This is a genomic window from Pseudomonas fluorescens (assembly GCF_000730425.1).
GTDB lineage: Bacteria > Pseudomonadota > Gammaproteobacteria > Pseudomonadales > Pseudomonadaceae > Aquipseudomonas > Aquipseudomonas fluorescens_X.
In genome coordinates, this window is the sequence record NZ_CP008896.1 from 1,769,550 (window position 1) to 1,795,479 (window position 25,930).

A 25,930-nucleotide genomic window follows, 5' to 3' on the forward strand; every position below is an offset into this window, starting at 1 on the left:
CCCTAGCAGAGTTGGATCTGTTCGAGCAGCCCAAGACGCGATGCATTGCGCTTCAGCTTTTCGATAAGTGAAGGAACACGTACTTCGGCTTCGGAAAAATACAGACGGGCCAGAGCAGGTTTGCTTCTGAGGAATTCTTCATCAGACGTTGACGGCGCGACGGCATCCGCGATCCATGCCCACAAATAGCCAAAAACAACGGTACCCAGCAGTTCAAGGAAGTCCGGCGCAACCAAACCCACAACGTCCCGGTTGAAAACCGTATCGACCGATAGTTGCTGAACCAATGGTTCGAACTCGGTCCCCCATGACGCCAAGGTCGTGGCGACCCCTTCCAGTCCTGGACGCTGGCGCAGACGCTCGGCTAGCGCGGGGATGTGGCTGAGGAAGATCCCCAAGCGCTGTCCCTGATCGCTCAGAGTCTTGCGCCCTAGCAAGTCCAGAGACTGGATGTAGTTCGTGCCTTCATAGATCGGACAGATGGCCGCATCGCGCAGCAGCTGCTCCATGCCGGTTTCGACGATGTAACCGTGCCCACCGAACAGCTGGAGAGCGGACGAGATATGTGTACCCGCGTGCTGAGACAGGTAGCCCTTGACGATGGGGGTCAACAACTCTGCCAGCTGTGAGGCCTCCTTGCGTCGCGCGTCATCCGGGTGGCAACGCGCTTCATCAAGCAGGGTGCCGACCCAGGCGCAGAGCAAGCGTGCTGGCTCAATAAACAGCCGCTGCTGAACAAGGCTCGACTTGATGCCAATATGACTTAACAGAGGGTCAGCGGGTTGATCGGGGTGCGTGGCACCATTCAGCGCGCGGCCTTGCAAGCGCTCCTGGGTATAGCGCAGCGCGTTTTGGTAAGCGACCTCGGCCAGACCTACGGTTTGGACACCGACGGCGAGCCGTGCGCTGTTCATCAGCAGGAACATGCAGGCAAGGCCACGGTTCAATTCGCCGACGCGGTAGCCCCTGGCATTCTCGAATGCCAGGGCGCATGTGGCGTTGGCACGAATGCCATGCTTGTGCTCAAGCGCGATGACCGACACCCCGTTGGCTGAGGCAGGAACCTCCAATTGGTATTTCGGCACGACGAATAGGCTGAGGCCGCCAGTACCTGCCGGGGCCCCTTCCGTTCTGGCGAGCACCAGGTGAACGATGTTCTCGGTCAGGTCGTGATCGCCGTTCGAGATGAATATCTTGGTTCCACTCAGGAGGTAGGAGCCATCCGACTGCGTGACTGCAGTCGTGCGAATCAGACCAAGATCGCTGCCAGCCTGAGGCTCGGTAAGGCACATGGTGCCAAGCCATTCGCCACTGGCAAGCTTGTCGGAAAACAGGGATCGAACCCGCTCATCGCCGAATCGGTCGACACAACGGAGAACACCTTCGCGCACGTTGGCGAAAATGCTGAAAGACAGGTTGGTGGAGGCGAGCATCTCGTCAAAGAAGACACCTGCCGTTCCTGGGAAACCTTGCCCCCCAATGGACAGTGGGACCGTCAGGGCGGGCCAGCCGTTCTCCTGAAACAGGCGGTAAGCTGACTTGAAGCCCTGTGGGGTTTTGACCCCACCCTGTTCAAGCCTGCAACCCTCGGCATCGCCGCTGCCGTTCAAGGGCAGCAGTTGCTCTTGGGTGAGCTCGGCACCGACCTCCAGAGTGGCCTTGAACAGGTCGACGTCGATATGGTGGTGCTGTGGCAGCAGAGGCAACAGCTCTGAAAGTCGAAGAACCTTGTGAGCGAGGAAGTTGAACTCCTCCAGTGGTGCTTGGTACTGCAGCATCTCTTGCCCCTGCCTTATTGGTTAACGACCTTTGAACACCGGTTCGCGCTTCTGCATCATCGCCATGACGCCTTCACGCACGTCTTCGCTCTTGATCAGCGTGAACAGCAGTTCGTTGAGCTTGGAGAGCGCGGCATCGTCACCCTCGTCGCGCGCCTGGAAGGCAGACTGCAGGGTGGCCTTGATGGCCAGCGGTGCGGCTTTGGCGATGCGCTCGGCGTACTCGATGGCGCGCGCCAGTTCCTGGCCTGGCTCAACGACCTCGGTCAACAAACGCATAGCCAGCGCCTCGTCAGCCCCAAACTCTTCGCCGGTCAGCATGTAGCGCATGGCGTTAGTCCAACCTGCGGCCTGAGTAAAGCGCACGGTGGAGCCGCCAGACGGCGGAATGCCGCGCAGCACCTCCAGGTGGGCGAAGCGGGTGTTGCTGGCGGCAATCGCGATGTCGGCGTTGAGCACCAGCTCGATGCCCGCAGTCCAGCAGGTGCCTTGCACGGCGAGGACCACTGGTTTGGTGCGGCGCGGCTTCGAGACGCCCCACGGGTCGATACCCTCGTCCGGGTACTTGAAGCCGCCCGAAGCCAGCTTCGGCGTCAGCTCCATCAGATCGAGGCCTGCCGTGAAATGGTCGCCGTGGGCGAACACGACGGCGCAGCGCATTTCATCGTTGCGCTCGAATTCCCCCATGGCCAGGGCCAAGTCATTGAGCATGGCGCTGTCGAAAGCGTTGCGTTTGCCGGCCCGTTCAAGACCGATAAGGAACAGATGACCACGCTGCTCTCGGGTAACGCGACCCGGACCGCTGTTTGCTTCGCTCATGGGAGACTTCTCCTGGCTTAATGAGGGGGCTGCCTGGCAATTCCAGGCGGGCTCTAATTACTTACCGAATGTTCGGTTTGATAAAACTAAACAAACATTCGGTAACCGTCAAATTGAGACGCCAAGGCTTATGACGTAGAATCAATCTGCATGATTTAGAGCAGGAGTAACCCGTGCGCCCACTGAAAATCCCACGCGATGAGCTTCTGCAGCGCTGCGCCAATACCTTCAAGCGCCTCGGCTACCACGGCACCACCATGGATGCGTTGTCGTCCGCCTGCGGGTTGACCAAGGCGTCCTTCTACCATCACTACCCCAACAAGGAATCGCTACTGCGGGACGTGCTGGGCTGGACGCATGAGCGGTTGAAACAGTCGCTGTTCTCCATCGCCTTCGATGAAAACCTGGCTCCGCAAGAGCGACTCACAAGCATGGGGCGCAAAGCCAAGAAGCTCTTCCAGGACGACTCGATCGGTTGTCTGATGGGCGTCGTCGCGGTCGATGCCACCTATGGCAAGGTGGAGCTGATGGAGCCGATCCGGCTCTTCCTGGATGACTGGACTGCCGCGTTCGCCAAGCTCTATAGCGCCGGGTACAGCCAGGAGGAGGCGCAACGGCTGGCGAGGCAGTTGGTGGCCGACTTCGAGGGGGCCATCTTGCTGGCTCGTATCTATGGCGATCCGAGCTACATAGATGCTGTGACCGAGCGAGGCCTGCATCAGCTGGAATCAGCGGGCGTAGGCGTCTAGGCCAGTTCCCGCTCAAAACTCCGTTGCAATTCCTGCCAGATCAGGTCGAGCGGCTCCACACTGCGAGCGGCTCTGCACAGCGCGACAGAACCCTCGATGGAAGCAATCGCGAACAGTGCCAAGCTGCGAGAGCGGATTTCCGCTACGCCCGCTTCCTGTAGCGAATGACTGATGATTTCCTGCCATCGCACAAAGATGCCGTTGGCCTGATCCAGCAGCTGCAACTGGATCTGCGCTTCCAGTTCGGTTTCCGACTCGCCGCGCTGGTCGGACGTGTACTGCTCGACCGCCACGGCCAACACCGCACAGCCGGCCTGGAAGGCCGTCTCTTCAAGGGTGCTGCGCCACAGGGCGACGAACAGCTCCAAACCTTTCAAAGGACCATGCTTGCCCAGCAGCTGCACCAGCGGCTCGCTAACCTCTCGACCCGCGTGGTCGACGGCGGCCTCAAGCAGCTGACGCTTGCCGCCGGGAAAGTGGTGCGCAATGGAGCCGCGCGGCGTGTTCGAGTAACGAACGACCTCGCGCATGCTGGTCGCGGTCATGCCCTTGCGGCGCAGAAGATCCGCGGCGCCGACGATCATTCGGTCACGAGTGGAAGCGCTCATCGTAAAAATTATGCCACCTGTCATATTTTGATGTAGTCTCGACCTCGACTATGCCACTTGTCATAGTCGTTCATCCACCTCTTCCAATACGAGGCACCGAAAAGATGACCGTTCGCCCCACACTTCCCAATCCAATCGATTCCGTAGCCCTGGCATCGCTGAACACTCCCGATGGCTGGCTTGCCTACCCACTGGGCGATGATGTGATCGAAGGCAATCCCGACACCCGGATGAAGCTTCTGCGTACGGTCGGCGTGAAAACCCCGTACAAAGCCGTGGCGTTCTTCACTTCACAACCGTCGAAGTTTGACTGGCGCTTCGATAATGATGAAGCCTTCGTGCTGATCGAAGGTCGCATCGCCATCACCATGGACACCGGCGAGCGATTCGAGATGAGCGCGGGCGATGCCGTCTCGATTCCGGCTGGGCACACGGGGGTCTGCGAGGTCTTTGAGTTCAGCCGGAAATTCACCGTGGTAACCAGCGGATCCGTTGATTGACCTCACATGGATCTTCGCATCGTGTTCAGGCCACCTGCAGTCATGCTCCAGTTTTATGACCTGAACAGTTGCTCGCCCCGCTCACAGGTGAACGCACCCAACTTGAATTGAAATTGATTGGCTGCTTTGGGTTGCTTTCGGCCATTTATGACAAGCAGTCACAACCAAAAGGAGTCATTCGGATGTACTTTCCTGATCCAGCACAGAATGGCCTGGGTACGCCACCTTCGGCAGCTTGCTGCTGCCGTGCTCATGGGGAATCGAAAGAACTCCAATAAAATACGGGCTTGATTAGGATAATCGTAGGGATATGAATACTAAAAATCAGCATAATTTCATTGTAAAACAAATGGTTATTTTTCTGTTCGAGTCCAGGTCGTGAGCCAGACGTTAAAAGAAGCCTGCAGAAATGCAGGCTTTTTTTTGCCCGAATTTTCCCGCGCCACCCTATCGACAGGGAGTCGACCCGTGAAAAAACTGCATGACCATCCCTTTTTCAAACCGCGTCGCCCCATCGCAGCGCTGACACCGCAAACGCCCAAGCGCGCCTCTGGCACGCTCCTCTCACTGGCCGCCGTGGTGATCTCCATTGCGGCCGCGTCGATTTCCTTCTGGCAGTTGGACCTGATGCGCGAGCACAACCGGCTGTCCGTCAGGCCGTACCTGATGATCACGCCTTATTTGGCGGCCGAAAAAAGCGGTTTGTACCTTTCCAATGAGGGGATTGGGCCTGGCATCATCACCTCGTTCAGCATTCGCGTCGGTGATGAACAGTTCGATGGGCTGGGGGACAGTCGCTGGCCCGCTGTGCTGGAGAAGGCGCGCCTGAATCCCGAATGCTTTGCCAAAGGCTGGCCCACCCAAGGCGCAGCCGTCAGGCCGGGGAATGACATCGCGATTCTGGAGCCGACTAAAAGCACGCAGTTCGGCCCCTTGTGCCTGCTGCAAATGAGCCTGTTCCTGCAAAGGAATGACATCTTCGTACAGATGCACTATGAGTCGCTCTACAAGGAGCCCTTCACCTTTTCTGCGCCCTTGAGAATGAATGAAGCGATGGATATGGGCGCGTTGGGCAAAATACTGCAACGTTGACCCAACACGCGCCCATTACGGCAATTGCTCAATCACCCCGCTCCCCTTCAGTTGCCCCAATTGCTCAGTGGACAAGCCCAGGCGCCCAGCCAATACCTCATCCGTATGCTGCCCCAACATCGGCGCCGGCCGCACGTACTCCACCGGGGTGCCAGACATCTTGATCGGGCTGCCAACCATGGCGAAGTCGGGGTTTTGCGGGTGGGGAATCTTGACCATCAGCCCGCGGGCAACCACCTGAGGCTCTTGCAGGGACTGCGCGATGTTGTTGATCGCGCCCACCGGCACTTTCGCGGCATGGATGCAACTGACCCACTCATCAGCCGTGCGGTGGAGGAAGTGTGCCGACAGCCGCTCGACGATTTCGCCCCGATGGGCAACACGATCGGCATTGCGTCGAAAGCGTGGGTCGTCCGGCAGATGCGGCAGGCCGATGCTCTGGCACAAAGCGATGAACTGGCTGTCGTTGCCACAGGCGATGATGAAATCGCGGTCTGCCGCACGGAACACCTGGTACGGCACGATATTGGCGTGAGCATTGCCAAAGCGTTGGGGCACCTTGCCAGAGGCCAGGTAGTTCATGCTTTGGTTGGCCAGTGTCGCGACCTGCACGTCCAGCAGGGCCATATCGATATGCTGGCCGACACCGGTGCGCTCGCGACTGAGCAACGCGGCCTGGATCGCCACCGTGGAATACAGCCCCGTCATCAGGTCTGAAAACGCCACGCCGACTTTTTGCGGGCCGCCGCCCGGTAAGTCATCGCGCTCGCCGGTGATGCTCATCAGGCCGCCAATGCCCTGGATGATGAAGTCGTAGCCGGGCTCTTCGGCGCGCGGGCCGGTCTGGCCAAAGCCGGTAATGGAGCAATACACCAGGCGCGGATTGATCTCGGCCAGGGCCTCGTAGTCCAGGCCATAGCGCGCCAGGGAGCCAGCCTTGTAGTTCTCGATCAGTACATCGGAACTGGCCGCCAGCGCCTGCACCAATGCCTGGCCTTCAGCGCTGGCCAGGTCGATGGCAACCGATAGCTTGCCGCGGTTGGTGGACTGGTAGTACGAAGCCTGGCCGGAGGATTCGCCGGTGTCGGTCTTCATCCACGGCGGCCCCCAGCCGCGTGTGTCATCGCCGCTGTGCGGGCGCTCGATCTTGACCACCTCCGCGCCCAGGTCCGCCAACACCTGACCACACCATGGCCCAGCCAATACCCGGCTCAAATCCAGTACGCGCAAACCTGTTAATGCACCCATTGTTGTTATTCCTGAAGGTCTGTAGCACCGACTGTCGGTTCTGGATGACATTGCCACCCACTGTTTTGCTATGCGAAATAATATTTCGTATTTTATCGAAATCATAAGTATCGTCATGAAAGATGTAAACGAACCCCCCCCTAAACCCAAAAGAAAAAATCATAACTATTTGATTAAAAAGAACTAATCAAAAATTTCTGAAAAATCACTATCACTCGCTATATTTCGCATAGCGGAATATAGTTTTGTTTTATTGATTTTACGAAAGAAGGAGGCCTACCATGCGCCGCACACCAGAGACGCCAACAGGCAGCAACGCTCTCGAACACCTGCTGGTGGATCCGATGAGCACCGAGGAGGAGGAAGACAAAGACCGCCAGTTCGTCACTGCGCTGGCCCGAGGCCTGGAACTGTTGCGCTGCTTTACCCCCAGCGAAAGCGTGTTGGGCAATCAGGAGCTGGCGCGCAAGACCGGCTTGCCGAAACCGACGGTGACCCGCATGACCCACACCCTGACCCGCCTGGGCTACCTCAAGCACCTGCCGCAGTCGGGCCGGTACCAGCTGGAGGTGGGGGTGATGGCGTTTGGTTACGCGATGCTTTCCAACCTGTCGGTGCGGGCCGTGGCCCACCCGCTGATGGAGATCATGGCCAGGTACGCCCAGGCCGCCGTCGCGATGGCCAGCCGGGATCGCCTGGACATGGTGTACCTGGACGTGATCCAGGGCGAAGCGAACATGACCATGCGTCGCCAGGTCGGTACGCGCCTGCCACTGCACTTGAGTTCGGCGGGCCGCGCGTGCCTGGCGGCGATGCCGGAGAACGAGCGTGAGTTCATGCTCGAGCATGTCCGCCAGCGCCATCTGGACGATTGGCCGAACATTCGCAAAGGGCTGGAGCGCGCGTTCAGGGATTACACCGACTTCGGCTATTGCATGTCGATCGGTGAGTGGCACCGCGATGTCAATGCCATCGCCGTGCCCATGCTGCACACACGACATGGGCTGTTGACGTTCAACTGTGGCGGGCCGAGTTTTCACCTTTCCCGGGGAAAACTCGAAGACGACATCGGGCCGCGTCTCAAGCACATGGTCAACAACATCGAGGCCGCCGCCCGCTAGACCGACCAGTGCGCGGCCTCGGCAGATCCAATACAACAGGCCCGCCGAACGGGCCGCCGAGGAATGCACATGATCCGCGACCCGCAAACGCTCCATATCCTGCTGGACTCCATTCGCCAGTTCGTCAATCAAGCGCTGATCCCACGGGAAAACGAAGTCGCCCAGTGCGATGACATACCGGCAGATATCGTCCAGCAATTCCAGGACATGGGCCTGTTCGGCCTGACCCTGCCCGAAGCCTATGGCGGCCTGGGCGTGACCATGGAGGAAGAAGTCAGCATTGCCTTCGAGCTGGGGCGCACTTCGCCGGCATTTCGCTCCTACATCGGGACCAACAATGGCATCGGCTCCATCGGTATTCTGCTGGACGGTACTCAAGCGCAGAAACAGCACTACTTGCCCAAGCTTGCCAGCGGCCAGTTGCTCAGCGCGTTCTGCCTGACCGAACCGGATTGCGGCTCCGACGCCGCCTCGCTGAAAACCACTGCGGTGCGCGACGGTGAGCATTATGTAATCAACGGCACCAAGCGCTTTATCACCAACGCCCCCCATGCCGGGATTTTCACGGTGATGGCCCGCACCAACCCGGATATCAAGGGCTCGGGCGGCATCAGCGCGTTTATCGTCGAGCGCACGACCCCGGGCGTGTCCCTGGGCAAACGCGACCACAAAATGGGCCAGCAAGGCGCCCACACCAGCGATGTGATTTTCGACAATGTGCGCGTGCCCGCCGAGCAACTGATCGGCGGCGTCGAAGGCGTGGGTTTCAAGACCGCGATGAAGGTGCTCGACAAGGGTCGCCTGCACATCGCCGCGATCAGCGTCGGCGCAGCCGAGCGCATGCTTGACGATGCCCTGCACTACGCCATCGACCGCAAGCAGTTCGGCCAGCCGATTGCCGAGTTCCAGCTGATCCAGGCCATGCTCGCCGACAGCAAGGCCGAAATCTACGCGGCCCGCTGCATGGTGCTGGACGCCGCGCGCAAGCGTGACGACGGCCTGAATATTGGCACCGAAGCCTCCTGCGCGAAGATGTTTGCCACGGAAACGTGCGGCCGGGTAGCGGACCGCTGCGTGCAGATCCATGGCGGTGCGGGGTATGTGAGCGAGTACGCGATCGAACGGTTTTACCGCGATGTACGGCTGTTCCGATTGTATGAAGGCACCACGCAGATCCAGCAGTTGGTAATTGCCCGCAACATGATTCGCGAGGCCCAGCGCTAAACCCCACACACAACCCTAGGGGGGGGGAACCGGGCTTGTGTGTGGGCTTGCTCGCGAAAGCGGTGGGTCAGTTAATAAATAGTTGACTGACACTGCGCTTTCGCGAGCAAGCCCGCTCCCACAGTAGGTCTTCTTTGTTCAGGCAATAGCGCTTCAATCTGCAACACCCATAACCCGTGCCCTACAACTACAACAAGGTATCGCTATGGAAGTTGCCGCATCAGCGGGTGCGTTGTCGCCCGTAAAAAACAACCTGTGGATCATTGTCTTTATTTTCTGCTTCCTGGGTCTTTTGATCGACGGCGCAGACTTGATGCTGCTGTCCTACAGCCTCGGCAGCCTGAAAGCCGAGTTCGGCCTGACCAGTGCCGAGGCCGGTAGCCTGGGCAGCTTCACCCTGGCCGGGATGGCGGTCGGCGGGATTTGCGGCGGCTGGGCCTGTGACCGCTTTGGCCGGGTCAAGACCGTGGTGTGGAGCATCGTGCTGTTCTCGGTGGGCACCGCGATCCTCGGCCTGACCCACAGTTACTGGCAGTTCGCGGCCACCCGTTTCTTCGCCTCCCTCGGGCTGGGCGCACTGTATGTCGCGTGCAACACCCTGATGGCCGGCAACCTACATGACCGAGAGCTTCGAGGCGAAATTGCGCGGCTCGGCCGTGGGCGGCGCCTACAACATTGGCCGGATTGGCGCGGCGCTCGCACCGGCGGCCATTGGCTTCCTCGCGTCCCATGGTTCGATTGGCGTGGGCTTTTTGGTGATGGGCGCGGCGTACTTTGTCTGCGGGGTGATCCCGGCGCTGTTTATCCGTGACAAGCAGTTTGACCCCCAAAAACAATAACCCCTGTAGGAGCCGGCTTGCCGGCTCCTACAAAGGGCGATAGCGCAGATCCCGCAGGAAAACCTAGCCGTTTTGCCAGTTACTTAAACGTTCCGTTCAAATTATCGTGTACCCGACCAACTTTGATGGCAGGGCCGGAAATGGAATTCATCGAACAACGCCAGGGCTACGCCGCCTTTCGCGACTACCAGACCTGGTATCGCGTGACCGGCAACCTCGACAGCGGCAAGACCCCATTGGTCATCCTCCATGGCGGCCCCGGCGGCACCCATGACTATCTGGATGCCTTCAAGGATGTCGCGACCAGTGGGCACGCAGTGATTCACTACGATCAACTCGGCAATGGGCGCTCCACCCACCTGCCCCATCAGCCCGCCGATTTCTGGACAATTGACCTGTTCCTCGAAGAGCTCGACAACCTGCTCGGCCATCTGCAAATCAGCGACCAGTACGCGATCCTCGGCCATGCGTGGGGCGGCAGGCTCGGCAGTGAGCACGCGATTCGCCAACCCAAAGGCTTGCGCGCCTTGATCGCCGCCAACCTGGCTGCCGGCTTCGATGACCAACCCCTGTGCCGGATCAACCCGTGGCCCAAAGAAGTGGCACGCACCTTCGTCCAGATGGCAGCCGATCCTACCGTGTACAACGCTCTGCACGGCCCGATCAGCCTTGGCCAGCTGTCGCGGATCAACGTGCCGACCCTGGTGATTGGCGGGCGGCATGACCAGGCTACGCCGCTGGAATTCAAGATGTTCCTCGGCCAGATCGCCACTGCGCGCGCGGCGTTGTTCGAGGACTCCAGCCATATGCCCCATGTGGAGGAACGCCAGCCATGCATGGGCACGGTGGTGACGTTTTTGGATGAGGTGTGCTCGCCCCACTGTTGAAACCCCACCCATCAACTGTGGGAGCGGGCAAGCCCACTCCCACAGTTTGGGTGTGGTGCTCTGGCTACACCTCGCTGGTTTCAGCCCTGCCCGGTACCGCCACTTTCTGCTGCGCGTCCTCCACCATGGGAATTTCCTTGCCCTCGGCATCAAACAATTTGCCCTTGCTGAAGTAGTCCCCGTCCCGCAGTGCCGCCACATCCTGGAAGCACAGGCTGCGCTCGGTACCGGCGACGAACACCGACTGCTGGTCCGAGTTGCCGGCGGTGAAATGGTTGAACGCCAGGTTCAGCAGGATCGCCATGATCGCCGAGGAACTGATGCCCGAGTGGAAAATGGTCGCGAACCAGCTGGGGAACTGATCGTAGAAACTCGGCGCGGCGATGGGGATCATGCCAAAGCCGATAGAGGTGGCGACGATGATCAGGTTCATGTTGTTGCGGTAATCGACCTTGGACAGCGTGCGGATCCCGCTGGCCGCCACAGTGCCGAACAACACGATTCCGGCACCGCCCAGCACCGAGGTCGGTACGGCGGCAATCACCCGGCCCATAAAGGGCAACAGGCCAAGGATCACCAGGAACAGGCCGCCCGTGGCCACGACATAACGACTCTTGACCCCGGTCACCGCCACCAGGCCGACGTTCTGGGCGAAGGCGCTTTGGGTGAACGAACCGAAGATCGGCGCAAACATGCTCGACAGCATATCGGCACGCAGGCCATTGCCCAGGCGCTTGGAGTCAACCTTGGTGTCGATGATCTCGCCTACCGCGAGGATATCCGCCGAGGTCTCCACCAGGGTGACCATGACCACGATGCACATGGACAGGATCGCGGCCACGTGGAAGGTCGGCATGCCGAAGTGGAACGGCGCGGGGAAGCCGATCATCGGGCCTTGGGTCACAGTGGAGAAGTCCGCCATGCCCAGAAACACGGCGATCAAAGTACCAAACACCATGGCCAGCAGGATCGACAGGCGCGAGATGGTGGCGCTGCCCACCTTGCTCAATAACAGCACCAGCACCAGGGTGATGGCCGCCAGGCCAATGTTCGGCATGCTGCCAAAGTCTGCGGCGCGGCTGTTACCGCCCATGGCCCAACGGGCGGCGACGGGCATCAGTGTCAGGCCGATGGTGGTAATCACAATCCCGGTCACCAGCGGCGGGAAGAACTTGGTAATCCGCGAGAAGATCGGGGTAATCAGCAACCCGATCAATGACGCAGCCATCACCGCACCGAGGATCGCCGGCACACCGCCCGCGCCGTCACTGCCGACAATCGCCACCATGGTCGCCACACCGGCAAACGACACCCCTTGCACCAGGGGCAACTGGCAGCCAAAAAACGGCAGGCCCAGGGTTTGCAGCAATGTGGCCAGGCCACCGGCGAACAACGACGCGGCAATCAACAGGCCAATATCGGCGGGTGATAAACCGGCCGCCTGACCGACGATCAACGGCACGGCCACGATGCCGCCGTACATGGTCAGTACATGCTGCAGGCCGTAAGCCATGTTGGCAGCGACGCCAAGATTCTCATCTTCTGGCCGTTGCGGTGACGCCTTCGGGATAGTCATGGTGAGGGGATCTCTGTTTTTGTTGTGCGCTCACTGTATGCAATAGAAAGATTGGATGTCCATAGAGTTGTATACAATCATTTCCACAAGATACCCATAATCGACGTTACAAAAATCCATTCAGCCGCCCTGCCCCAAGGCTTGAAGCCGTGCCCACAAGGACTTGAAAAAAATGCTCAACCGCACGCTGCGCATCCACTCTGCGGCTATTTGCTATTTCGATATGGTCCGCCGCTGCCATTCGATCCGCGAAGCTGCGCGCCGGCTCAACGTCGCCTCGTCGGCAGTCAACCGGCAGATCCTCAAACTCGAAGACGAAGTGGGCGCCGCGCTGTTCGAGCGCCTGCCCGGCGGGCTGCGCCTGACCGCTGCCGGGGACATCCTGACCCGCCATGTGACCCTGGTATTGCAGGACGTGGAACGGGTACGGGGCGAGCTGGAAGGCCTGAACCAGGTACAGACCGGGCATGTAGAAATCGCCACGGTAGAAGGCGCGACGGTGGAATTGCTGCCAGCCGTACTCAAGCGCATGCGCCAGCGCTATCCGGCAGTGACCATCGGTGTGACCGTGCAGGGTTCACAATCGATTCCGGCAGCGGTGATCAACGGCCAGGCAGACCTGGGGCTGGCGTTTGCCCTGCCGCGCAGTGCGGAAACCACGCAATTGTGTGTCGGCCATTTCCGCCTCGGTGCGTTGGTGGCTCCGGGGCATCCACTGGCCCCCCATGCCAGTGTCAGCTACACCCTGTGTGCTGAACACGGGGTGATCCAGGCCAACAGCGAGCTGTCGATCCACCACTTGATCGCCCCGCTGCACAAGCGCTCGGCGGCTGTGCATAAGCCGTTGCTGCAAAGCAATTCCATGGAACTGGCGCGGCAGTTGGCGCGTCAGCAGTTGGGGGTGGCGTTCCAGACACGAATCGGGATCGAGGCCGATTTGGCCAGGGGTGAGTTGCTGCATATCCCCTTGAATGACCAGGGCGGGATGTTCAGCGATCTGGGGCTGTATGCGCGCAAGGGTCGGGATTTGCCGACGGCGGTCGAATCCATGGCTCACCTGATCAGCGAGGAAATCGCCTTGCGTGAACGCGAAGAATTACCCTGTACACCACGTACTTCCTGACCTTCAGGCCAACTTAAGTGCTGCCGATTCGGCAACGGCCCAGTCGACATTCTGTTCTTTGAGCGTCGCCGCGCTTGTGTCGATACTGCGCCCGGCAGCCCCCGCACGGCTGCCAAGAGCCAAAACGCCAAAGGAACTAAAACAATGAAAAAGGCACTGCACGGCGCGACCGTATTGCTCACACTCCTCGGCGGCGGGGAGGCTGTCGCGGTGGAATGGATGAACAACAGCGTAGGATTTCGCTACGGGCAACAGTTCACCAATCCAAACAACCCCGACGACTTCAGCAAGCGTATCTACAGCTTTACCCATGCCAGCGGTTACCAGTACGGCAGCAACTTCCTCAACCTCGATGTGTTCCTGTCCGACAGCCACGACCCACGCAAGGGTACCGACCATGGCGGCAGCGAAGTCTATGGGGTGTACCGGCATCAGTTGTATGCGTCACGGGTATTCGACAGGCCGCTGGGTACCGGGTTGATCAAGGATTACGCACTGACCCTGGGATTCGACGCCAACCGCAACAACAACCTGGCCTCGGCGAAAAAACGCGCCCTGGTGATCGGGCCGACGCTGAAGTTCAACACGGTCGGGGTGCTGGACCTGAGCCTGATGTACTACAAGGAAAACAACCATTCCGGCATCCCTGGTGCGAAGGATCCGAACCACACCTTCGACGACACCTACATGCTCAACCTGACCTGGATGCGCCCGTTCGAACTCGGCAACCATGGCGCGAAGTTCCAGGGGTTCATCAACCATGTGGGTGAAAAGGGCCATGACTACAACAGCCGCGACACCGCGGCCGAGACCCTGATGCGCACGGCGCTGATGGTTGCGGTACGGCCAGGCAAAAGCGTCAAGCCCAACCTGTACGTGGGTGTGGGCTACGAATACTGGCATAACAAGTTCGGCGTGGAGGGGGGCCGGGGCAGCCGCACCTCGACGCCAACCGTGAATATGGAAGTGACGTTTTAAGCCGCCGCCAACTCCGACTCATCCGACCTGGGCCGCGCCAGCCAGTACCCCAATACCGCCAACGGCGCGGTCGCCAGCATCACGATCGCGGTGATCTGCAAGGGCTCCTCGATCAGCGACGACACCAGCAGGCTGGCGACAAAGCACAAGCCCAGTTGCAGGGTGTTTTGCAACGCCGCAGCCTTGCCGGAGTTTTCCGAAAACGGCATCAGCGCATTCGCCACTACAATCGGGTAGCTGGCGCCGTTGACCAAGGCCATCAGGCAAAACGGAATCAACAAGGTGGTGAGTGTCGGCACCGTCAAGGTCGCCACCAGATACAGCGCCACCATGCTGATGCAGTACGCCACCAGTAACCAGGGCAACAGGACTTTGCCCTGGAGCCGTTGCAAGGCACTGCGGCAACTGTAGCCCCCCACCAGGAACGCCAGGGTCGGCAGGACGTAGCTCAAGCCGATGTCATTGGGGCTGTAACCCATGCCACCGAGGATAAACGGCGATGCGGTCAACCAGGCGAAGAAACTGGCAGAGCACGCGGCGAAGATCAGCACATTGCCGGTAAACACCCGTGACTTGAACAGTTGCCCGTAGCCCAGCCGGGCTTTTGCACGGTCTGTGGCCAGGCGCTTGGGCATGGGTTTGAGCAGCAACGTTGGCACCAGCAATAACAGCGAGACCCCCAGCAACACGGCGAAGATCGCCTGCCACCCCCAATGATTCAACACCACCGCCCCCAACAGCGGCGCCAGCGCCGGTGACAGGGACATCAGCGGCATGATGCTGGCAAACACCCGATGCGCTTTGTCGGCCGGGTAACGGTCGATCACCAGCGCCTGCCAACTGACGGCTGCGCTGCACACCCCAATCGACTGCACAAAGCGCAACGCCAGCAGTTGTGGCGCCGTCTCGACCCAGAACATCCCCAGGCAGCCGAGCACAAACAGGCTCAGGCCGGCCAGCAGGATCGGTTTGCGCCCCAGGCGGTCAGACAGCGGGCCCCAGAGCAGTTGCCCAACGGCAAAACCGGCAAGGAAGATGCTCAAGCTGGCCCCCACCGCACCGGGGGAAATTTGTAGGTGCTGGCCCATGGCACCGAACGCGGGCAAGTACATATCCATCGCCAGATAGCCGAGCATGCTCAGCCCCGCCAGGTACCCAGTGAAACCAAAAGAGTTTTTCATTGAAGCCTTGTGAGTCCTGCCATCAAACAATTTGCTGACTGACGCCTATTATGAAGCTGACAGTTGCGCTGTGAAGCGATAATAATTGGACACTCTTATCAATATTTTTGAAGGCAATACCCATGTGGTCCGAATACTCCCTGGATGTGGTGGATGCCGTGGCCCGTCACGGCAGCTTCAGCGCCGCCGCCCAGGAGCTGCACCGCGTGCCCTCGGCGATCAGCTACACCGTGCGGCAAATCGAGGAATGGTTGGCAGTACCGTTGTTTATCCGCCGCCATCGTGATGTGGAACTGACACCCGCTGGTCGCCTGTTTATCGAGGAAGCCCGCAGCGTGATGAAAACCATGCTCGACACCCGTCGGCTGTGCCAGCAGGTGGCCAATGGCTGGAGCGGCCAATTGAAAGTGGCGGTGGACTCCATCGTCAAACAGCAGCGCTGCCGGCAGCTGGTGCTGGACTTCTATCGCCAGTTCCCTGAAGTGGAGTTGTTGCTGGAATATGAGGTGTACAACGGGGTGTGGGATGCCCTGGCAGACGAGCGCACCGATATTGTGATCGGTGCCACCAGCGCGGTACCGGTGGCGAGTCACTTCACCTTTCGCGACATGGGGCTGTTGAACTGGTTGTGCGTGGTCAGCGCCCGGCATCCACTGGCCCAGGTCGAGGGTCTGCTCAGTGACGATCAATTGCGGCCCTTTGCATCGCTGTGCATGACTGACACCTCACGCAACCTGCCCAAACGCGACACCTGGACCCTGGACAATCAGCGGCGCCTGGTGGTCCCCAACTGGGCATCGGCCATGGACTGCCTGCAGGACGGGCTGTGCGTCGGCATGGTCCCGGCGCACCTGGTGCAACCGCTGATCGACCGTGGTGAACTGGCGGCGCTGCAACTGTCCCGGCCCTTCCCGGCCAGCCCGTCCTGCGTGGCCTGGGCGCAGAACAAGCTGTCGCCGGCCATGACCTGGCTCCTGGACTATCTGGGGGATAGCGAGACGATGAACCAGGAATGGTTGAACGGGCCGGGGTCACAGTAACCGAGCGATGCCCCGCACAATCATCTCCACCTCGTTGCTACCAAGGGTCAGGGGCGGTAGCAAGCGAATGACCTTGCCCCGCGTGACATTGAGCAACAGCCCCTGCTCCCGTGCGGCTCGCTCGGCCAGGTCGCGCTGTGGCGTGGCCAGTTCAATACCGATCATCAAGCCACGCCCACGGATCGTCAGCACTTGCGGGTGTTCGCTCAACTCCACCCGCAGCCGCGCCAGCAGCCGCTCGCCCTGGCGCGCGGCGTTCTCCAGCAGGCCTTGCTCTTCAATGATATCCAGCACCGTACAACCCACACGGCATGCCAACGGGTTACCGCCAAAGGTGCTGCCATGGCTGCCGGGGGTGAAAAGCTTGGCTACCGGGGCCCGGGCCAGGCAGGCGCCAATAGGAATGCCATTACCCAGGCCCTTGGCCAGGGTCATGACGTCCGGGACAATGCCCTCTTGCTGGAAAGCAAACCAGGTACCGGTGCGCCCGATGCCGGTCTGGATCTCATCGAGCATCAATAACCAGCCGTGCTGGCTGCAGTGGGCGCGCAGGGCTTTCAGGTAACCCGGCGCAGCGACCTGCACACCGCTTTCGCCCTGGATCGGCTCCAACAGTACAGCCACGATGCTGGGGCCGAATTCACGGGTCACCGCCTCCAGCGCCGTCAGGTCGCCAAAGCCAACCTTGATGAAGTCTCCCGGCAAACGCTGAAACCCAAGGCGCACCGATGGCCCGTCACTGGCGGCCATGGTACCCAGGGTGCGGCCGTGGAAGGCATTCTCCATGACCACCACCAGCGGCTGCTCGATGCCTTTTTTCCAGCCATGCAGGCGTGCCAGTTTCAACGCGGTTTCGTTGGCTTCGGCGCCGGAATTGTTGAAGAACGCCTGATCCAGGCCCGACAACCGGGCCAACCGTTGGGCCAGGCGCTGCTGCCAGTCGATGCCGTACAAGTTGGAGGTATGCAACAGCAACCCGGCTTGCTCGCTGATTGCCTTCACCAACCGCGGGTGGGAGTGACCGACGTTGGTCACGGCCACCCCGGCCACAGCGTCGAGGTACTCACGGCCTTGCTGGTCCCACAGGCGGGTACCCAGGCCATGGGTAAAACTCAGGGCCAAGGGTTGGTAGGTGGTCATGAGGCAGGCGGTGGTCATGGCATTGGGCTCCATCGTGGTCAGGGCCTCAGTATCGTTGGCCACCCAAGCTGGATAAACTGCACATATATGCAATCACTTTAAACCAGGACTTGATAATGGATCTGTTCCAGGCAATGACCGTCTACGTCAAAGTGGTGGAGACCGGCAGCATGACTGCGGCGGCGCAGGCCTGTGGCCTGTCGACCACCATGGTCGGCAACCACCTGCGTGCCCTGGAGCAGCGCCTCGGTGTCAGCCTGCTCAAGCGCACCACCCGCAAGCAAAGCCTGACCGAGTTTGGCGGCCTCTATTACCAGCGCTGCCTGGAGGTGTTGGGGTTGGTGGCCAACTCCGAGCAGTTGGCTGAACAGATCCACAGCGAGGCGCCACAAGGGCTGCTGCGCATCACCGCCCCGCCCGCCTTCGGTGCCGAGCGCCTGGCACCGGCGCTCAGTGCGTTTTCCCGGCGCTACCCGCAGATCCAGCTGTATGTGGTGTTGAGCAATCAAGCGATGGACCTGATCGACAGCGGCTTCGACGTTGCGATCCGCCTGGGTGAACTGCAACTCTCCAGCCTGATCGCCCGGCCCTTGCAGGACTACACCATGACCTTGTGCGCATCGCCGGATTACCTGGCCCGCCGGGGCACACCCCAACAGCCCATGGATTTACAGAAGCATGATTGCCTGGCATTCGCCTATCCATCGACCGATGACTGGCGCAACGCCGACAAACTTTGGCGCCTGCGGGGAGCCGAGGGCGAGGTAGAAGTCGCCGTATCCGGGCCCATGACTATCAACAGTTCCCAGGCCCTGCACCGTGCGGCCGTCGAAGGCATGGGCATCGTGATGCTGCCCGACGCCCTGGTCGGTGCCGATATACTGGCGGGCCGGCTGGTGGCGCTGCTGCCAGGCTATCAGTCACCTTCGCGCCCGATGCACCTCTTGTATGCACAGGACCGCTATCGCCTGCCCAAGCTGCGGGCCTTCGTCGATTTCGCGATCGAACAATGGGCGCGCTAGACACTCACCCCCAGGGCCTGTAGCTCACGGCGGGTCTGTTCAGGTGATATGTGGTGTATACCGTGCCAGCCCAGAGCACTGGCGGCATTGGCGTTTTCGGCCACATCGTCGATAAATACCAGCTCTTCAGCCCGGATATCCGGCAGATGGGCACGGACCTGGTCGAAGCTGGCACGGTAGATCGCCGGGTCAGGCTTGATCAGCTTCACCTCGCCGGACACCACGATGTTGCGAAAGTATTTGAGAAACGGGTAGTTGGCGCGGGCATAGGGGAAGGTTTCTGCGGACCAGTTGGTCAAGCCGAACAACGGTACTTTGGCTTCATGCAGGTCTTCAAGAATCGCCACCCCGTCGGCGAGCAGGCCGCGCAGCATTTCAGGCCAGCGGTCGTAGTAGGCCCGGATCAAGGCCTCATGTTGCGGGTGTTCGGCAATCAGGCTCTGGGTGGCTTCAGCCAGGGAGCGCCCAGCGTCCTGTTCAGTGTTCCAGGCCTGGGTGCAGATGTTCTCAAGGAACCATTGGCGTTCCTGGTCACCGGTAATCAGTTTGCGGTACAGATACTGCGGGCTCCAGTCAAACAGGACACCGCCGAAATCAAAAACTACTGCACGAATCGTCATGAAGATCCTCCGTTATCCTGGTGTGATAAGGGGGGCAGTCTGGCACACCGAGGCCAAGAAGGGGCAAGCGTGGGAGTGTAGGACGGTTCGTAAATATGAGCTTTTTGTAGGAACCCGCTTGCCGGCGAAAAACCCGAGAAGACCGCGGAGTACCAGGCACCCCGCGTAATCGTTGACGATTTTCGCCGGCACGCCGGCTCCTACAAGGGATCAAGCCTGGACCAGGCCTTCGATCTTCACGGTCGGATTGACGTCGGCGTCGTAATCCACACCTTCGATTTCGAAACCGAACAGGCGCAGGAACTCGGCCTTGTAGCCGGCAAAATCGCTGATTTCGTTGACGTTGTCATCGGTCACCTGATCCCACAGCGCCGCAACGGCGTCCTGGACTTTCGGCTCCAGCTCAGCCAGGTCGGCACGCAGACGGCCATCGCTATCGAGCTTCGGTTCGCTGCCATACAGGCTGTCCTTGAACAGGCCGTAGACCTGCTCGATGCAGCCTTCGTGGGTGCCCTGTTCTTTCATCACCTTGAACAGCAGCGACAGGTACAGCGGCATGATCGGGATCGCCGAGCTGGCCTGGGTGACCACGGCCTTGAGCACGGAGACACGGGCATCGCCCTTGATTGCCGCGAGGTTGTCACGCAGGGTCAGGACTTTCTTGTCGAGGTCTTTCTTGGCCTCGCCAATAGAGCCATTCCAGTAGATATCCTGGGTCAGCTTTTCGCCCAGGTAGGTGAACGCGGTGGTCTTGGCGCCTTCGGCCAGCACATCGGCGTCACGCAGGGCGTCGATCCACAGTTGCCAGTCTTCGCCACCCATCACTTTGACGGTGCCATCGATCTCTTCCTGGGTCGCGGGTTCCAGGGTGGTGTCGACCACAACGCCCTTGTCGGTGTTGATCCCGCGCAGGGTCACGGCCTTGCCGATCGGCTTGAGGGTGGAGTTGTGCACCACGCCTTGCGGGTCGGTACGGCGTGGCGCGGCCAGGCTGTAGACCACCAGGTCGATCTTGCCCAGGTCTTTCTTGATGGTTTCGATGGTCAGGCGCTTGATCTCGTCAGAGAACGCATCGCCATTGATGCTCTTGGCGTACAGGCCTTTTTCAGCAGCAAACTTGTGAAAAGCGGCGCTGTTGTACCAGCCGGCAGAGCTGAGCTTGCCTTCTTCGCCTTCTTTCTCAAAAAACACGCCTAGGGTGTCGGCGCCACAACCAAAAGCGGCACTGATACGCGCTGCCAGGCCGTAGCCGGTGGACGCACCGAGCACCAGGACTTTCTTCGGGCCGCCTTCGATGGCGCCGTGTTCGGTCACGTAGTCGATCTGCTCTTTGACGTTCGCTTCGCAGCCAACAGGGTGGGCGGTCACACAGATAAAGCCACGAACCCGCGGTTTGATGATCATAAAATTTCTGCCTCTTCCAAGGTGCCGATGGCCAATGGTGGCCATTACGGCGTCAATCGTACCGGTCTATGACGTCCGAAAAACCGAAGCGTCACGATAGTCGCAATTCTTCTGTTCTCAAAATCCAATCCACACCGGCCAAAGGCACTATATTTTTCCAACAAGGGCGCGGATTCAGCAAATTCTGCGGCATGATGAGGCAGGACAGTGTTTGCGTCCTGCCCCCATGGCAGGGAAAATGCCCGTCCTGTGCGACCGTATTCGGCGCTCTTCATCTTCAAGCCACTGGCTGTTCATCGCCCGGTGGCTGCGTTTTCAAGGAATAAGAATGCCTCAACGCCAAGTCATCAATGCCTCCGTCAGCCCCAAGGGCAGTCTCGAAACGCTGTCGCAACGTGAGGTCCAGCAACTGAGCGAAGCCGGCTCCGGCAGCATCTATACGCTTTTCCGCCAGTGCGCCCTGGCTATCCTCAACACCGGCGCCCATATCGACAACGCCAAGACCATCCTCGACGCCTACAAAGACTTTGAAGTGCGCATCCATCAGCAGGATCGCGGCGTACGCCTGGAGCTGTTGAACGCACCGGCGGATGCGTTCGTGGATGGCGAAATGATCGCCAGTACCCGGGAAATGCTGTTCAGCGCCCTGCGCGATATCGTCTACACCGAAAACGAACTCGATAGCCAACGCATCGACCTGAGCACCTCCCAAGGCATCACCGACTACGTGTTCCACCTGCTGCGCAACGCCCGTACGTTGCGCCCGGGTGTCGAACCAAAGATCGTGGTGTGCTGGGGCGGTCACTCGATCAATACCGAGGAATACAAATACACCAAGAAAGTCGGGCACGAATTGGGCCTGCGCAGCCTCGACGTGTGCACCGGTTGCGGCCCGGGCGTGATGAAAGGCCCGATGAAGGGCGCAACCATTTCCCACGCCAAACAACGCATCACCGGCGGGCGCTACCTGGGCCTCACCGAGCCGGGCATCATCGCCGCCGAGGCACCGAACCCGATCGTCAACGAACTGGTGATCCTGCCGGATATCGAAAAACGCCTGGAAGCCTTCGTGCGGGTTGGCCACGGCATCATTATTTTCCCAGGTGGCGCCGGCACGGCCGAAGAGTTCCTGTACCTGCTGGGCATCCTCATGCACCCGGACAACCGTGAAGTCCCCTTCCCGGTCATCCTCACCGGGCCAAAACAGGCGGCACCGTACCTGCAACAGTTGCATGCGTTTGTCGGCGCAACCCTCGGTGAAGCGGCCCAGGCCCACTACCAGATCATCATTGATGACCCCGCCGAAGTCGCCCGACAGATGACCGCAGGACTGAAGGCCGTCAAACAGTTCCGCCGTGAACGCAACGACGCCTTCCACTTCAACTGGCTGCTGAAGATCGACGAAGGCTTTCAGCGCCCGTTCGACCCAACCCACGAAAATATGGCCAGCCTGCAACTGAGCCATGCCCTGCCGCCCCATGAACTGGCGGCCAACCTGCGCCGGGCGTTCTCGGGGATTGTGGCGGGCAACGTCAAGGACAAGGGCATCCGCCTGATCGAACAGAATGGCCCGTATGAGATCCACGGCGACCCGACCATCATGAAGCCGCTGGATGAGCTGTTGAAGGCATTTGTGGAGCAGCATCGGATGAAACTGCCCGGTGGTGCGGCGTATGTGCCTTGCTATCGTGTCGTCCAGTAACAGGCAGACTGCCAGGTCATATGCTGTAGCGCTTTAAGGGTCGCCTCAGGGAGGGTCGATAGCAAAAACCGGACTAAGGTTTTATCTATTCCAGCCCACCGACATCTAAAAAGCAGTCTAAGGACCAACAGATGCAGCACCTTGGCGTTGCTGCAATCGACCTGCTTTGATAAAACCTGTGTTCCACCGCCCCTTGAGAGACCGCCCAACGTGCGCACGCTTTTGCTCGCTGCCCTGCTCCTGACACCCACCCTGACCTTGGCGCAAACCATTGCCTGGCCCGACCTCCCCGAGAACTGTTTCGTCAGCGGGCGATCCGCCACCAACGACGATGTCGACAATGGTTGTGCGGCGTTTCTGATCAATGTGAAAGGCAAGGCGGCAGGCACACCGATCAAAATGGATATTCCCCAATACGCCATGCACGTCGAGGCGGGTACAGGCAAAGAGACGCCGGTGATCATCATCCAGGCGGAACAGAACGGTGATATCAAGGCTGTGGGGTACAAGGAGCTGGGCACCGAGCAACTGGGGGCGGCGCTGCTCAAGGAAGTGCGGCTTTTGGGAACGAAAAAGCCGAGCTAGAGCGCAGCCCTGAACCGCGTCCATAAGGCGCCGCAATCAAAATCAAAAAACCCGCTGACCGTTGCCGGTTCAGCGGGTTTTTAGCTATCGACTCAATCCTGTCTCAGGACCTCGTCAAACGCTTACAGCGCAATGTCAGCCGCCGGCTTGCTCAGCTCAGCCGCAGGCTTGGCAGCTTCGGTAGCTTGCGGAGCAGCCATTTGCGGAATGACTGGCGGAGGCGTCAGTTGCAGAACCTTGGCGGTGTAGGCCCATTCTTGCGCAACACGCTCAGGGCTGCCGTTCAGCTTGGTGCCATAGCTAGGCACGATCTGCTTCAACTTTTCCTGCCAGGCCGGGGTAGCGACCTTGTCCTTGAACACCTTTTCCAGCACGGTCAGCATGATCGGTGCTGCAGTGGACGCACCTGGCGACGCACCCAACAGGCCGGCGATGGTGTTGTCTGCAGAGCTGACCACCTCGGTACCGAGCTTCAGGATGCCGCCTTGCTCTTCGTCACGCTTGATGATCTGTACACGCTGGCCGGCTTGCCACAAGCGCCAGTCTTCTTTCTTGGCATTCGGGAAGTACTCTTGCAGCGCCTTGAAGCGGTCGTCATCCGACTGCATCAATTGACCGGCGAGGTACTCGACCAGTGGATATTCGCGGATACCGACTTTGGTCATTGGCCAGATGTTGTGGGTCGTGGTGCTGGTCAGCAGGTCCAGGTACGAGCCTTCCTTCAGAAACTTGGTGGAGAAGGTCGCGAATGGGCCAAACAGGATCACGCGCTTGCCATCCAGCACTCGGGTGTCCAGGTGCGGAACCGACATCGGCGGCGAACCTACCGACGCTTTGCCGTAAGCCTTAGCCAGATGTTGCTCGGCAATCGTTGGATTCTCGGTCACCAGGAACGAGCCGCCAACCGGGAAACCGGCGTATTCCTTGCCTTCAGGAATGCCCGACTTCTGCAGCAAGTGCAGGGCACCGCCGCCCGCGCCGATGAACACGAACTTGGCGTCGGTCTCGGTCTTGGTCCCGTCTTTCAGGTTTTTGTAGCTGACGCGCCACGAACCGTCGGCGTTCTTGGTGATGTCCTGCACTTCGCTCGACAGTTTCAGGTCGAACTTGGGTGTGGTCTGCAGGTGAGCGACGAACTGGCGGGTAATCTCGCCAAAGTTCACGTCGGTACCGATCGGCGACCAGGTAGCCGCGATTTTCTGGCTCGGGTCACGCCCTTCCATCATCAGCGGAACCCACTTCTTGATCTGTACCGGATCTTCGGAGTATTCCATGCCAGCAAACAGCGGGCTCGCCTGCAGCGCTTCGTAACGCTTTTTCAGGAACTTGATATTGTCATCGCCCCACACAAAGCTCATGTGCGGAGTGGAGTTGATGAACGAGCGCGGGTTCTTCAGAACGCCTTGCTGAACCTGCCACGACCAGAACTGGCGGGAAATCTGGAACGCTTCGTTGATCTCGACCGCTTTCGGGATCTCAACGGTGCCGTCCTTGTTTTCCGGGGTGTAGTTCAGCTCAGCCAAGGCAGAGTGACCGGTACCGGCATTGTTCCAGCCGTTGGAGCTTTCTTCGGCGACGCCGTCCAGGCGCTCAACCATCTCCATGGACCAACCCGGCTCCAGCTCATTGAGCCAGACACCCAGGGTTGCACTCATAATGCCGCCGCCGATCAGCAGCACATCAACTTTCTTTGCCTCTTCCGCCTGGACGGAAGTGATCCCCATCGACAAAGCCAGCCCCAGCAGGGCGGTGTTCACTTTTTTAAACATCGTAGCACCTATGATAAAACGCCTTCCGCCCTACCGCCCTCGACCTTCTGGCAACCGTGGTGCGCAAAACATCAGGCAATGTTTTGCTGGTTCCCGTACTCCCAAGAGCTGCAGGGTGGGCACACAAAGCCGACGTATCGACCTCACTTTTATGTCCCTTCTGCGCTGACTTCTTATCATTATTGGCTTCAGCTACCTCGGCAACAGCTACCCTGCCGGTACGCATTCGGGCGTGCGTACCAGAGAGAGAATAGACCAAGATGGCGTGCAGAATATCATGGTCCGGCTGGATCGGGCGTCTGTTCTGGACTTGGTGGTCGTGTTGGCAACAGGCTCAGCGCGACATCGACAGACTGGCGAAGGCGCTCCGAGGTAACGCCATCCCTCGCCTGGATGGAAATTCCGTGCAGAAAGGTCGCATAAAAGTCCCCCAGCGCCTGCACATCGGCATCCTCGCCAAGCTCACCGTTTTCCTGCCCGCGGTGCAATCTGTCGATAATCGACTGGGTGCGCTGCAGGCGATGCTCGCGCAGCCATTGCTGAACCTCAGCACCATCGGGGCTGGTACTGCTTGCGGCACTCACCACCAGACACCCGCCGGGACGATCCGCTTGCGTGTAAGTGGTGATGGCATCGTCCAGCATATCCCTGATCGCGCCTCTCAAACCTGTCTGTGCCAGCGCACAGTCGGCAAAACCACCCTCGCCGCTTTCATATAACGCCACCGCCTCACGAAACAACGCCTGCTTACTGCCAAAAGCGGCGTAAATCCTCGCCGAGGCAATACCCAACGCATCCACCAGCGCCGACATGCTGGTGCCCTCATACCCTTGCTCCCAGAACAACAACATAGCGCGCTGCAATGCCGCTCCCCTGTCGAATTCGCGCGGACGTCCAGCCATTAATTGCTTACCTGTTGGTGTGA

23 protein-coding genes and 1 pseudogene are annotated in these 25,930 nt (G+C 59.8%); 13 read left to right on the top strand and 11 right to left on the bottom strand.

Annotated elements, in window-relative coordinates:
- Positions 1–2 precede the first annotated feature (2 nt).
- Together HZ99_RS07630 and HZ99_RS07635 are read right to left on the bottom strand one after the other, a co-directional pair.
- Complete coding sequence (locus HZ99_RS07630) at positions 3–1,778, bottom strand: acyl-CoA dehydrogenase family protein (RefSeq protein WP_051903115.1); 1,776 nt, start codon at positions 1,776–1,778, stop codon at positions 3–5.
- Positions 1,779–1,799: 21 nt separating this feature from the next.
- The gene (locus HZ99_RS07635) at positions 1,800–2,597 is read right to left on the bottom strand and encodes a crotonase/enoyl-CoA hydratase family protein (protein WP_038442105.1); all 798 of its coding nucleotides are present in this window, start codon (positions 2,595–2,597) and stop codon (positions 1,800–1,802) included.
- 173 nt (positions 2,598–2,770) lie between these two features.
- Here HZ99_RS07635 and HZ99_RS07640 point away from each other — a divergent pair, with 173 nt between their 5' ends.
- The gene (locus tag HZ99_RS07640; protein ID WP_020302265.1) at positions 2,771–3,346 is read left to right on the top strand and encodes a TetR/AcrR family transcriptional regulator; all 576 of its coding nucleotides are present in this window, start codon (positions 2,771–2,773) and stop codon (positions 3,344–3,346) included.
- Here HZ99_RS07640 and HZ99_RS07645 read toward each other — a convergent pair.
- The gene (locus HZ99_RS07645; protein ID WP_032904921.1) at positions 3,343–3,954 is read right to left on the bottom strand and encodes a TetR/AcrR family transcriptional regulator; all 612 of its coding nucleotides are present in this window, start codon (positions 3,952–3,954) and stop codon (positions 3,343–3,345) included. The genes HZ99_RS07640 and HZ99_RS07645 overlap by 4 nt on opposite strands.
- A 104-nt stretch (positions 3,955–4,058) precedes the next feature.
- Here HZ99_RS07645 and HZ99_RS07650 point away from each other — a divergent pair, with 104 nt between their 5' ends.
- Together HZ99_RS07650 and HZ99_RS07655 are read left to right on the top strand one after the other, a co-directional pair.
- Positions 4,059–4,454 (top strand): cupin domain-containing protein, encoded by a 396-nt coding sequence (locus HZ99_RS07650; protein WP_020302267.1) that lies wholly within the window; start codon positions 4,059–4,061, stop codon positions 4,452–4,454.
- Between the two features lie 378 nt (positions 4,455–4,832).
- Positions 4,833–5,546, top strand: coding sequence for a hypothetical protein (locus HZ99_RS07655; protein WP_144243162.1), 714 nt, complete (start codon positions 4,833–4,835; stop codon positions 5,544–5,546).
- Between the two features lie 15 nt (positions 5,547–5,561).
- On the opposite strand, the gene HZ99_RS07660 is transcribed toward HZ99_RS07655, so the two are convergent.
- The gene (locus HZ99_RS07660; RefSeq protein WP_038442110.1) at positions 5,562–6,794 is read right to left on the bottom strand and encodes a CaiB/BaiF CoA transferase family protein; all 1,233 of its coding nucleotides are present in this window, start codon (positions 6,792–6,794) and stop codon (positions 5,562–5,564) included.
- 281 nt (positions 6,795–7,075) lie between these two features.
- Here HZ99_RS07660 and HZ99_RS07665 point away from each other — a divergent pair, with 281 nt between their 5' ends.
- The 4 genes and pseudogenes from HZ99_RS07665 to HZ99_RS07680 all read left to right on the top strand — a co-directional run bounded on the left by HZ99_RS07665 (position 7,076) and on the right by HZ99_RS07680 (position 10,865).
- Entirely contained in the window at positions 7,076–7,915 is an 840-nt protein-coding gene (locus tag HZ99_RS07665; protein ID WP_038442112.1) for an IclR family transcriptional regulator, read from the top strand.
- Positions 7,916–7,984: 69 nt separating this feature from the next.
- Entirely contained in the window at positions 7,985–9,139 is a 1,155-nt protein-coding gene (locus HZ99_RS07670) for an acyl-CoA dehydrogenase family protein (RefSeq protein ID WP_038442114.1), read from the top strand.
- Between the two features lie 205 nt (positions 9,140–9,344).
- Positions 9,345–9,978: pseudogene (locus HZ99_RS07675) on the top strand (MFS transporter).
- 140 nt (positions 9,979–10,118) lie between these two features.
- Positions 10,119–10,865 carry an alpha/beta fold hydrolase gene (locus HZ99_RS07680; RefSeq protein ID WP_038442115.1) on the top strand — a complete coding sequence of 249 codons (747 nt, stop codon included), beginning with the start codon at positions 10,119–10,121 and terminating at the stop codon, positions 10,863–10,865.
- Positions 10,866–10,929: 64 nt separating this feature from the next.
- On the opposite strand, the gene HZ99_RS07685 is transcribed toward HZ99_RS07680, so the two are convergent.
- Positions 10,930–12,441, bottom strand: coding sequence for a nucleobase:cation symporter-2 family protein (locus HZ99_RS07685; RefSeq protein WP_038442116.1), 1,512 nt, complete (start codon positions 12,439–12,441; stop codon positions 10,930–10,932).
- A 172-nt stretch (positions 12,442–12,613) separates the two neighbouring features.
- Here HZ99_RS07685 and HZ99_RS07690 point away from each other — a divergent pair, with 172 nt between their 5' ends.
- Both HZ99_RS07690 and HZ99_RS07695 read left to right on the top strand, forming a co-directional pair.
- Positions 12,614–13,564 carry a LysR family transcriptional regulator gene (locus HZ99_RS07690; protein ID WP_038442118.1) on the top strand — a complete coding sequence of 317 codons (951 nt, stop codon included), beginning with the start codon at positions 12,614–12,616 and terminating at the stop codon, positions 13,562–13,564.
- Between the two features lie 144 nt (positions 13,565–13,708).
- Complete coding sequence (locus HZ99_RS07695; RefSeq protein ID WP_038442121.1) at positions 13,709–14,542, top strand: hypothetical protein; 834 nt, start codon at positions 13,709–13,711, stop codon at positions 14,540–14,542.
- On the opposite strand, the gene punC is transcribed toward HZ99_RS07695, so the two are convergent.
- Positions 14,539–15,723 (bottom strand): purine nucleoside transporter PunC, encoded by a 1,185-nt coding sequence (gene punC, locus HZ99_RS07700; RefSeq protein ID WP_038442123.1) that lies wholly within the window; start codon positions 15,721–15,723, stop codon positions 14,539–14,541. The two genes, HZ99_RS07695 and punC, sit on opposite strands and share 4 nt — an antisense overlap.
- Before the next feature lie 122 nt (positions 15,724–15,845).
- On the opposite strand from punC, the gene punR reads away from it, so the two are divergent.
- Positions 15,846–16,763: a DNA-binding transcriptional activator PunR gene (punR, locus tag HZ99_RS07705; RefSeq protein WP_038442126.1), complete on the top strand. Its 918-nt coding sequence runs from the start codon at positions 15,846–15,848 to the stop codon at positions 16,761–16,763.
- Here the strand turns inward: punR and HZ99_RS07710 are convergent.
- Positions 16,755–17,921 (bottom strand): aspartate aminotransferase family protein, encoded by a 1,167-nt coding sequence (locus tag HZ99_RS07710; RefSeq protein WP_038442128.1) that lies wholly within the window; start codon positions 17,919–17,921, stop codon positions 16,755–16,757. The two genes, punR and HZ99_RS07710, sit on opposite strands and share 9 nt — an antisense overlap.
- A gap of 98 nt (positions 17,922–18,019) precedes the next feature.
- Here HZ99_RS07710 and HZ99_RS07715 point away from each other — a divergent pair, with 98 nt between their 5' ends.
- Positions 18,020–18,925: a LysR family transcriptional regulator gene (locus HZ99_RS07715; protein WP_038442130.1), complete on the top strand. Its 906-nt coding sequence runs from the start codon at positions 18,020–18,022 to the stop codon at positions 18,923–18,925.
- Here HZ99_RS07715 and HZ99_RS07720 read toward each other — a convergent pair.
- Entirely contained in the window at positions 18,922–19,545 is a 624-nt protein-coding gene (locus HZ99_RS07720; protein WP_038442132.1) for an HAD family hydrolase, read from the bottom strand. The two genes, HZ99_RS07715 and HZ99_RS07720, sit on opposite strands and share 4 nt — an antisense overlap.
- 210 nt (positions 19,546–19,755) lie before the next feature.
- A complete protein-coding gene (gene fabV / locus HZ99_RS07725) occupies positions 19,756–20,949 on the bottom strand; it encodes an enoyl-ACP reductase FabV (protein WP_038442133.1) in 1,194 nt (397 codons plus the stop codon).
- Positions 20,950–21,277: 328 nt separating this feature from the next.
- Between fabV and ppnN the strand changes: the two genes are divergently transcribed.
- Entirely contained in the window at positions 21,278–22,651 is a 1,374-nt protein-coding gene (gene ppnN / locus HZ99_RS07730) for a nucleotide 5'-monophosphate nucleosidase PpnN (RefSeq protein ID WP_038442134.1), read from the top strand.
- A 210-nt stretch (positions 22,652–22,861) separates the two neighbouring features.
- The gene (locus HZ99_RS07735; RefSeq protein ID WP_038442135.1) at positions 22,862–23,236 is read left to right on the top strand and encodes a hypothetical protein; all 375 of its coding nucleotides are present in this window, start codon (positions 22,862–22,864) and stop codon (positions 23,234–23,236) included.
- A gap of 122 nt (positions 23,237–23,358) precedes the next feature.
- Here HZ99_RS07735 and mqo read toward each other — a convergent pair whose 3' ends face one another.
- Both mqo and HZ99_RS07745 read right to left on the bottom strand, forming a co-directional pair.
- Entirely contained in the window at positions 23,359–25,005 is a 1,647-nt protein-coding gene (mqo, locus tag HZ99_RS07740; protein ID WP_038442136.1) for a malate dehydrogenase (quinone), read from the bottom strand.
- A gap of 275 nt (positions 25,006–25,280) precedes the next feature.
- The gene (locus tag HZ99_RS07745) at positions 25,281–25,907 is read right to left on the bottom strand and encodes a TetR/AcrR family transcriptional regulator (protein WP_051903120.1); all 627 of its coding nucleotides are present in this window, start codon (positions 25,905–25,907) and stop codon (positions 25,281–25,283) included.
- Between the last annotated feature and the right edge of the window lie 23 nt (positions 25,908–25,930).

Bases quoted from the DNA above. Each gene is read 5' to 3' on its own strand.
- HZ99_RS07710 (WP_038442128.1), bottom strand. From the start codon at position 17,921: ATGACCACCGCCTGCCTCATGACCACCTACCAACCCTTGGCCCTGAGT.
- HZ99_RS07695 (WP_038442121.1), top strand. From the start codon at position 13,709: ATGAAAAAGGCACTGCACGGCGCGACCGTATTGCTCACACTCCTCGGC.
- HZ99_RS07715 (WP_038442130.1), top strand. From the start codon at position 18,020: ATGGATCTGTTCCAGGCAATGACCGTCTACGTCAAAGTGGTGGAGACC.
- HZ99_RS07645 (WP_032904921.1), bottom strand. From the start codon at position 3,954: ATGAGCGCTTCCACTCGTGACCGAATGATCGTCGGCGCCGCGGATCTT.
- HZ99_RS07650 (WP_020302267.1), top strand. From the start codon at position 4,059: ATGACCGTTCGCCCCACACTTCCCAATCCAATCGATTCCGTAGCCCTG.
- HZ99_RS07660 (WP_038442110.1), bottom strand. From the start codon at position 6,794: ATGGGTGCATTAACAGGTTTGCGCGTACTGGATTTGAGCCGGGTATTG.
- mqo (WP_038442136.1), bottom strand. From the start codon at position 25,005: ATGTTTAAAAAAGTGAACACCGCCCTGCTGGGGCTGGCTTTGTCGATG.
- HZ99_RS07690 (WP_038442118.1), top strand. From the start codon at position 12,614: ATGCTCAACCGCACGCTGCGCATCCACTCTGCGGCTATTTGCTATTTC.
- ppnN (WP_038442134.1), top strand. From the start codon at position 21,278: ATGCCTCAACGCCAAGTCATCAATGCCTCCGTCAGCCCCAAGGGCAGT.
- HZ99_RS07685 (WP_038442116.1), bottom strand. From the start codon at position 12,441: ATGACTATCCCGAAGGCGTCACCGCAACGGCCAGAAGATGAGAATCTT.
- punR (WP_038442126.1), top strand. From the start codon at position 15,846: ATGTGGTCCGAATACTCCCTGGATGTGGTGGATGCCGTGGCCCGTCAC.
- HZ99_RS07630 (WP_051903115.1), bottom strand. From the start codon at position 1,778: ATGCTGCAGTACCAAGCACCACTGGAGGAGTTCAACTTCCTCGCTCAC.
- HZ99_RS07680 (WP_038442115.1), top strand. From the start codon at position 10,119: ATGGAATTCATCGAACAACGCCAGGGCTACGCCGCCTTTCGCGACTAC.
- HZ99_RS07635 (WP_038442105.1), bottom strand. From the start codon at position 2,597: ATGAGCGAAGCAAACAGCGGTCCGGGTCGCGTTACCCGAGAGCAGCGT.
- fabV (WP_038442133.1), bottom strand. From the start codon at position 20,949: ATGATCATCAAACCGCGGGTTCGTGGCTTTATCTGTGTGACCGCCCAC.
- HZ99_RS07745 (WP_051903120.1), bottom strand. From the start codon at position 25,907: ATGGCTGGACGTCCGCGCGAATTCGACAGGGGAGCGGCATTGCAGCGC.
- HZ99_RS07665 (WP_038442112.1), top strand. From the start codon at position 7,076: ATGCGCCGCACACCAGAGACGCCAACAGGCAGCAACGCTCTCGAACAC.
- HZ99_RS07720 (WP_038442132.1), bottom strand. From the start codon at position 19,545: ATGACGATTCGTGCAGTAGTTTTTGATTTCGGCGGTGTCCTGTTTGAC.
- HZ99_RS07670 (WP_038442114.1), top strand. From the start codon at position 7,985: ATGATCCGCGACCCGCAAACGCTCCATATCCTGCTGGACTCCATTCGC.
- punC (WP_038442123.1), bottom strand. From the start codon at position 15,723: ATGAAAAACTCTTTTGGTTTCACTGGGTACCTGGCGGGGCTGAGCATG.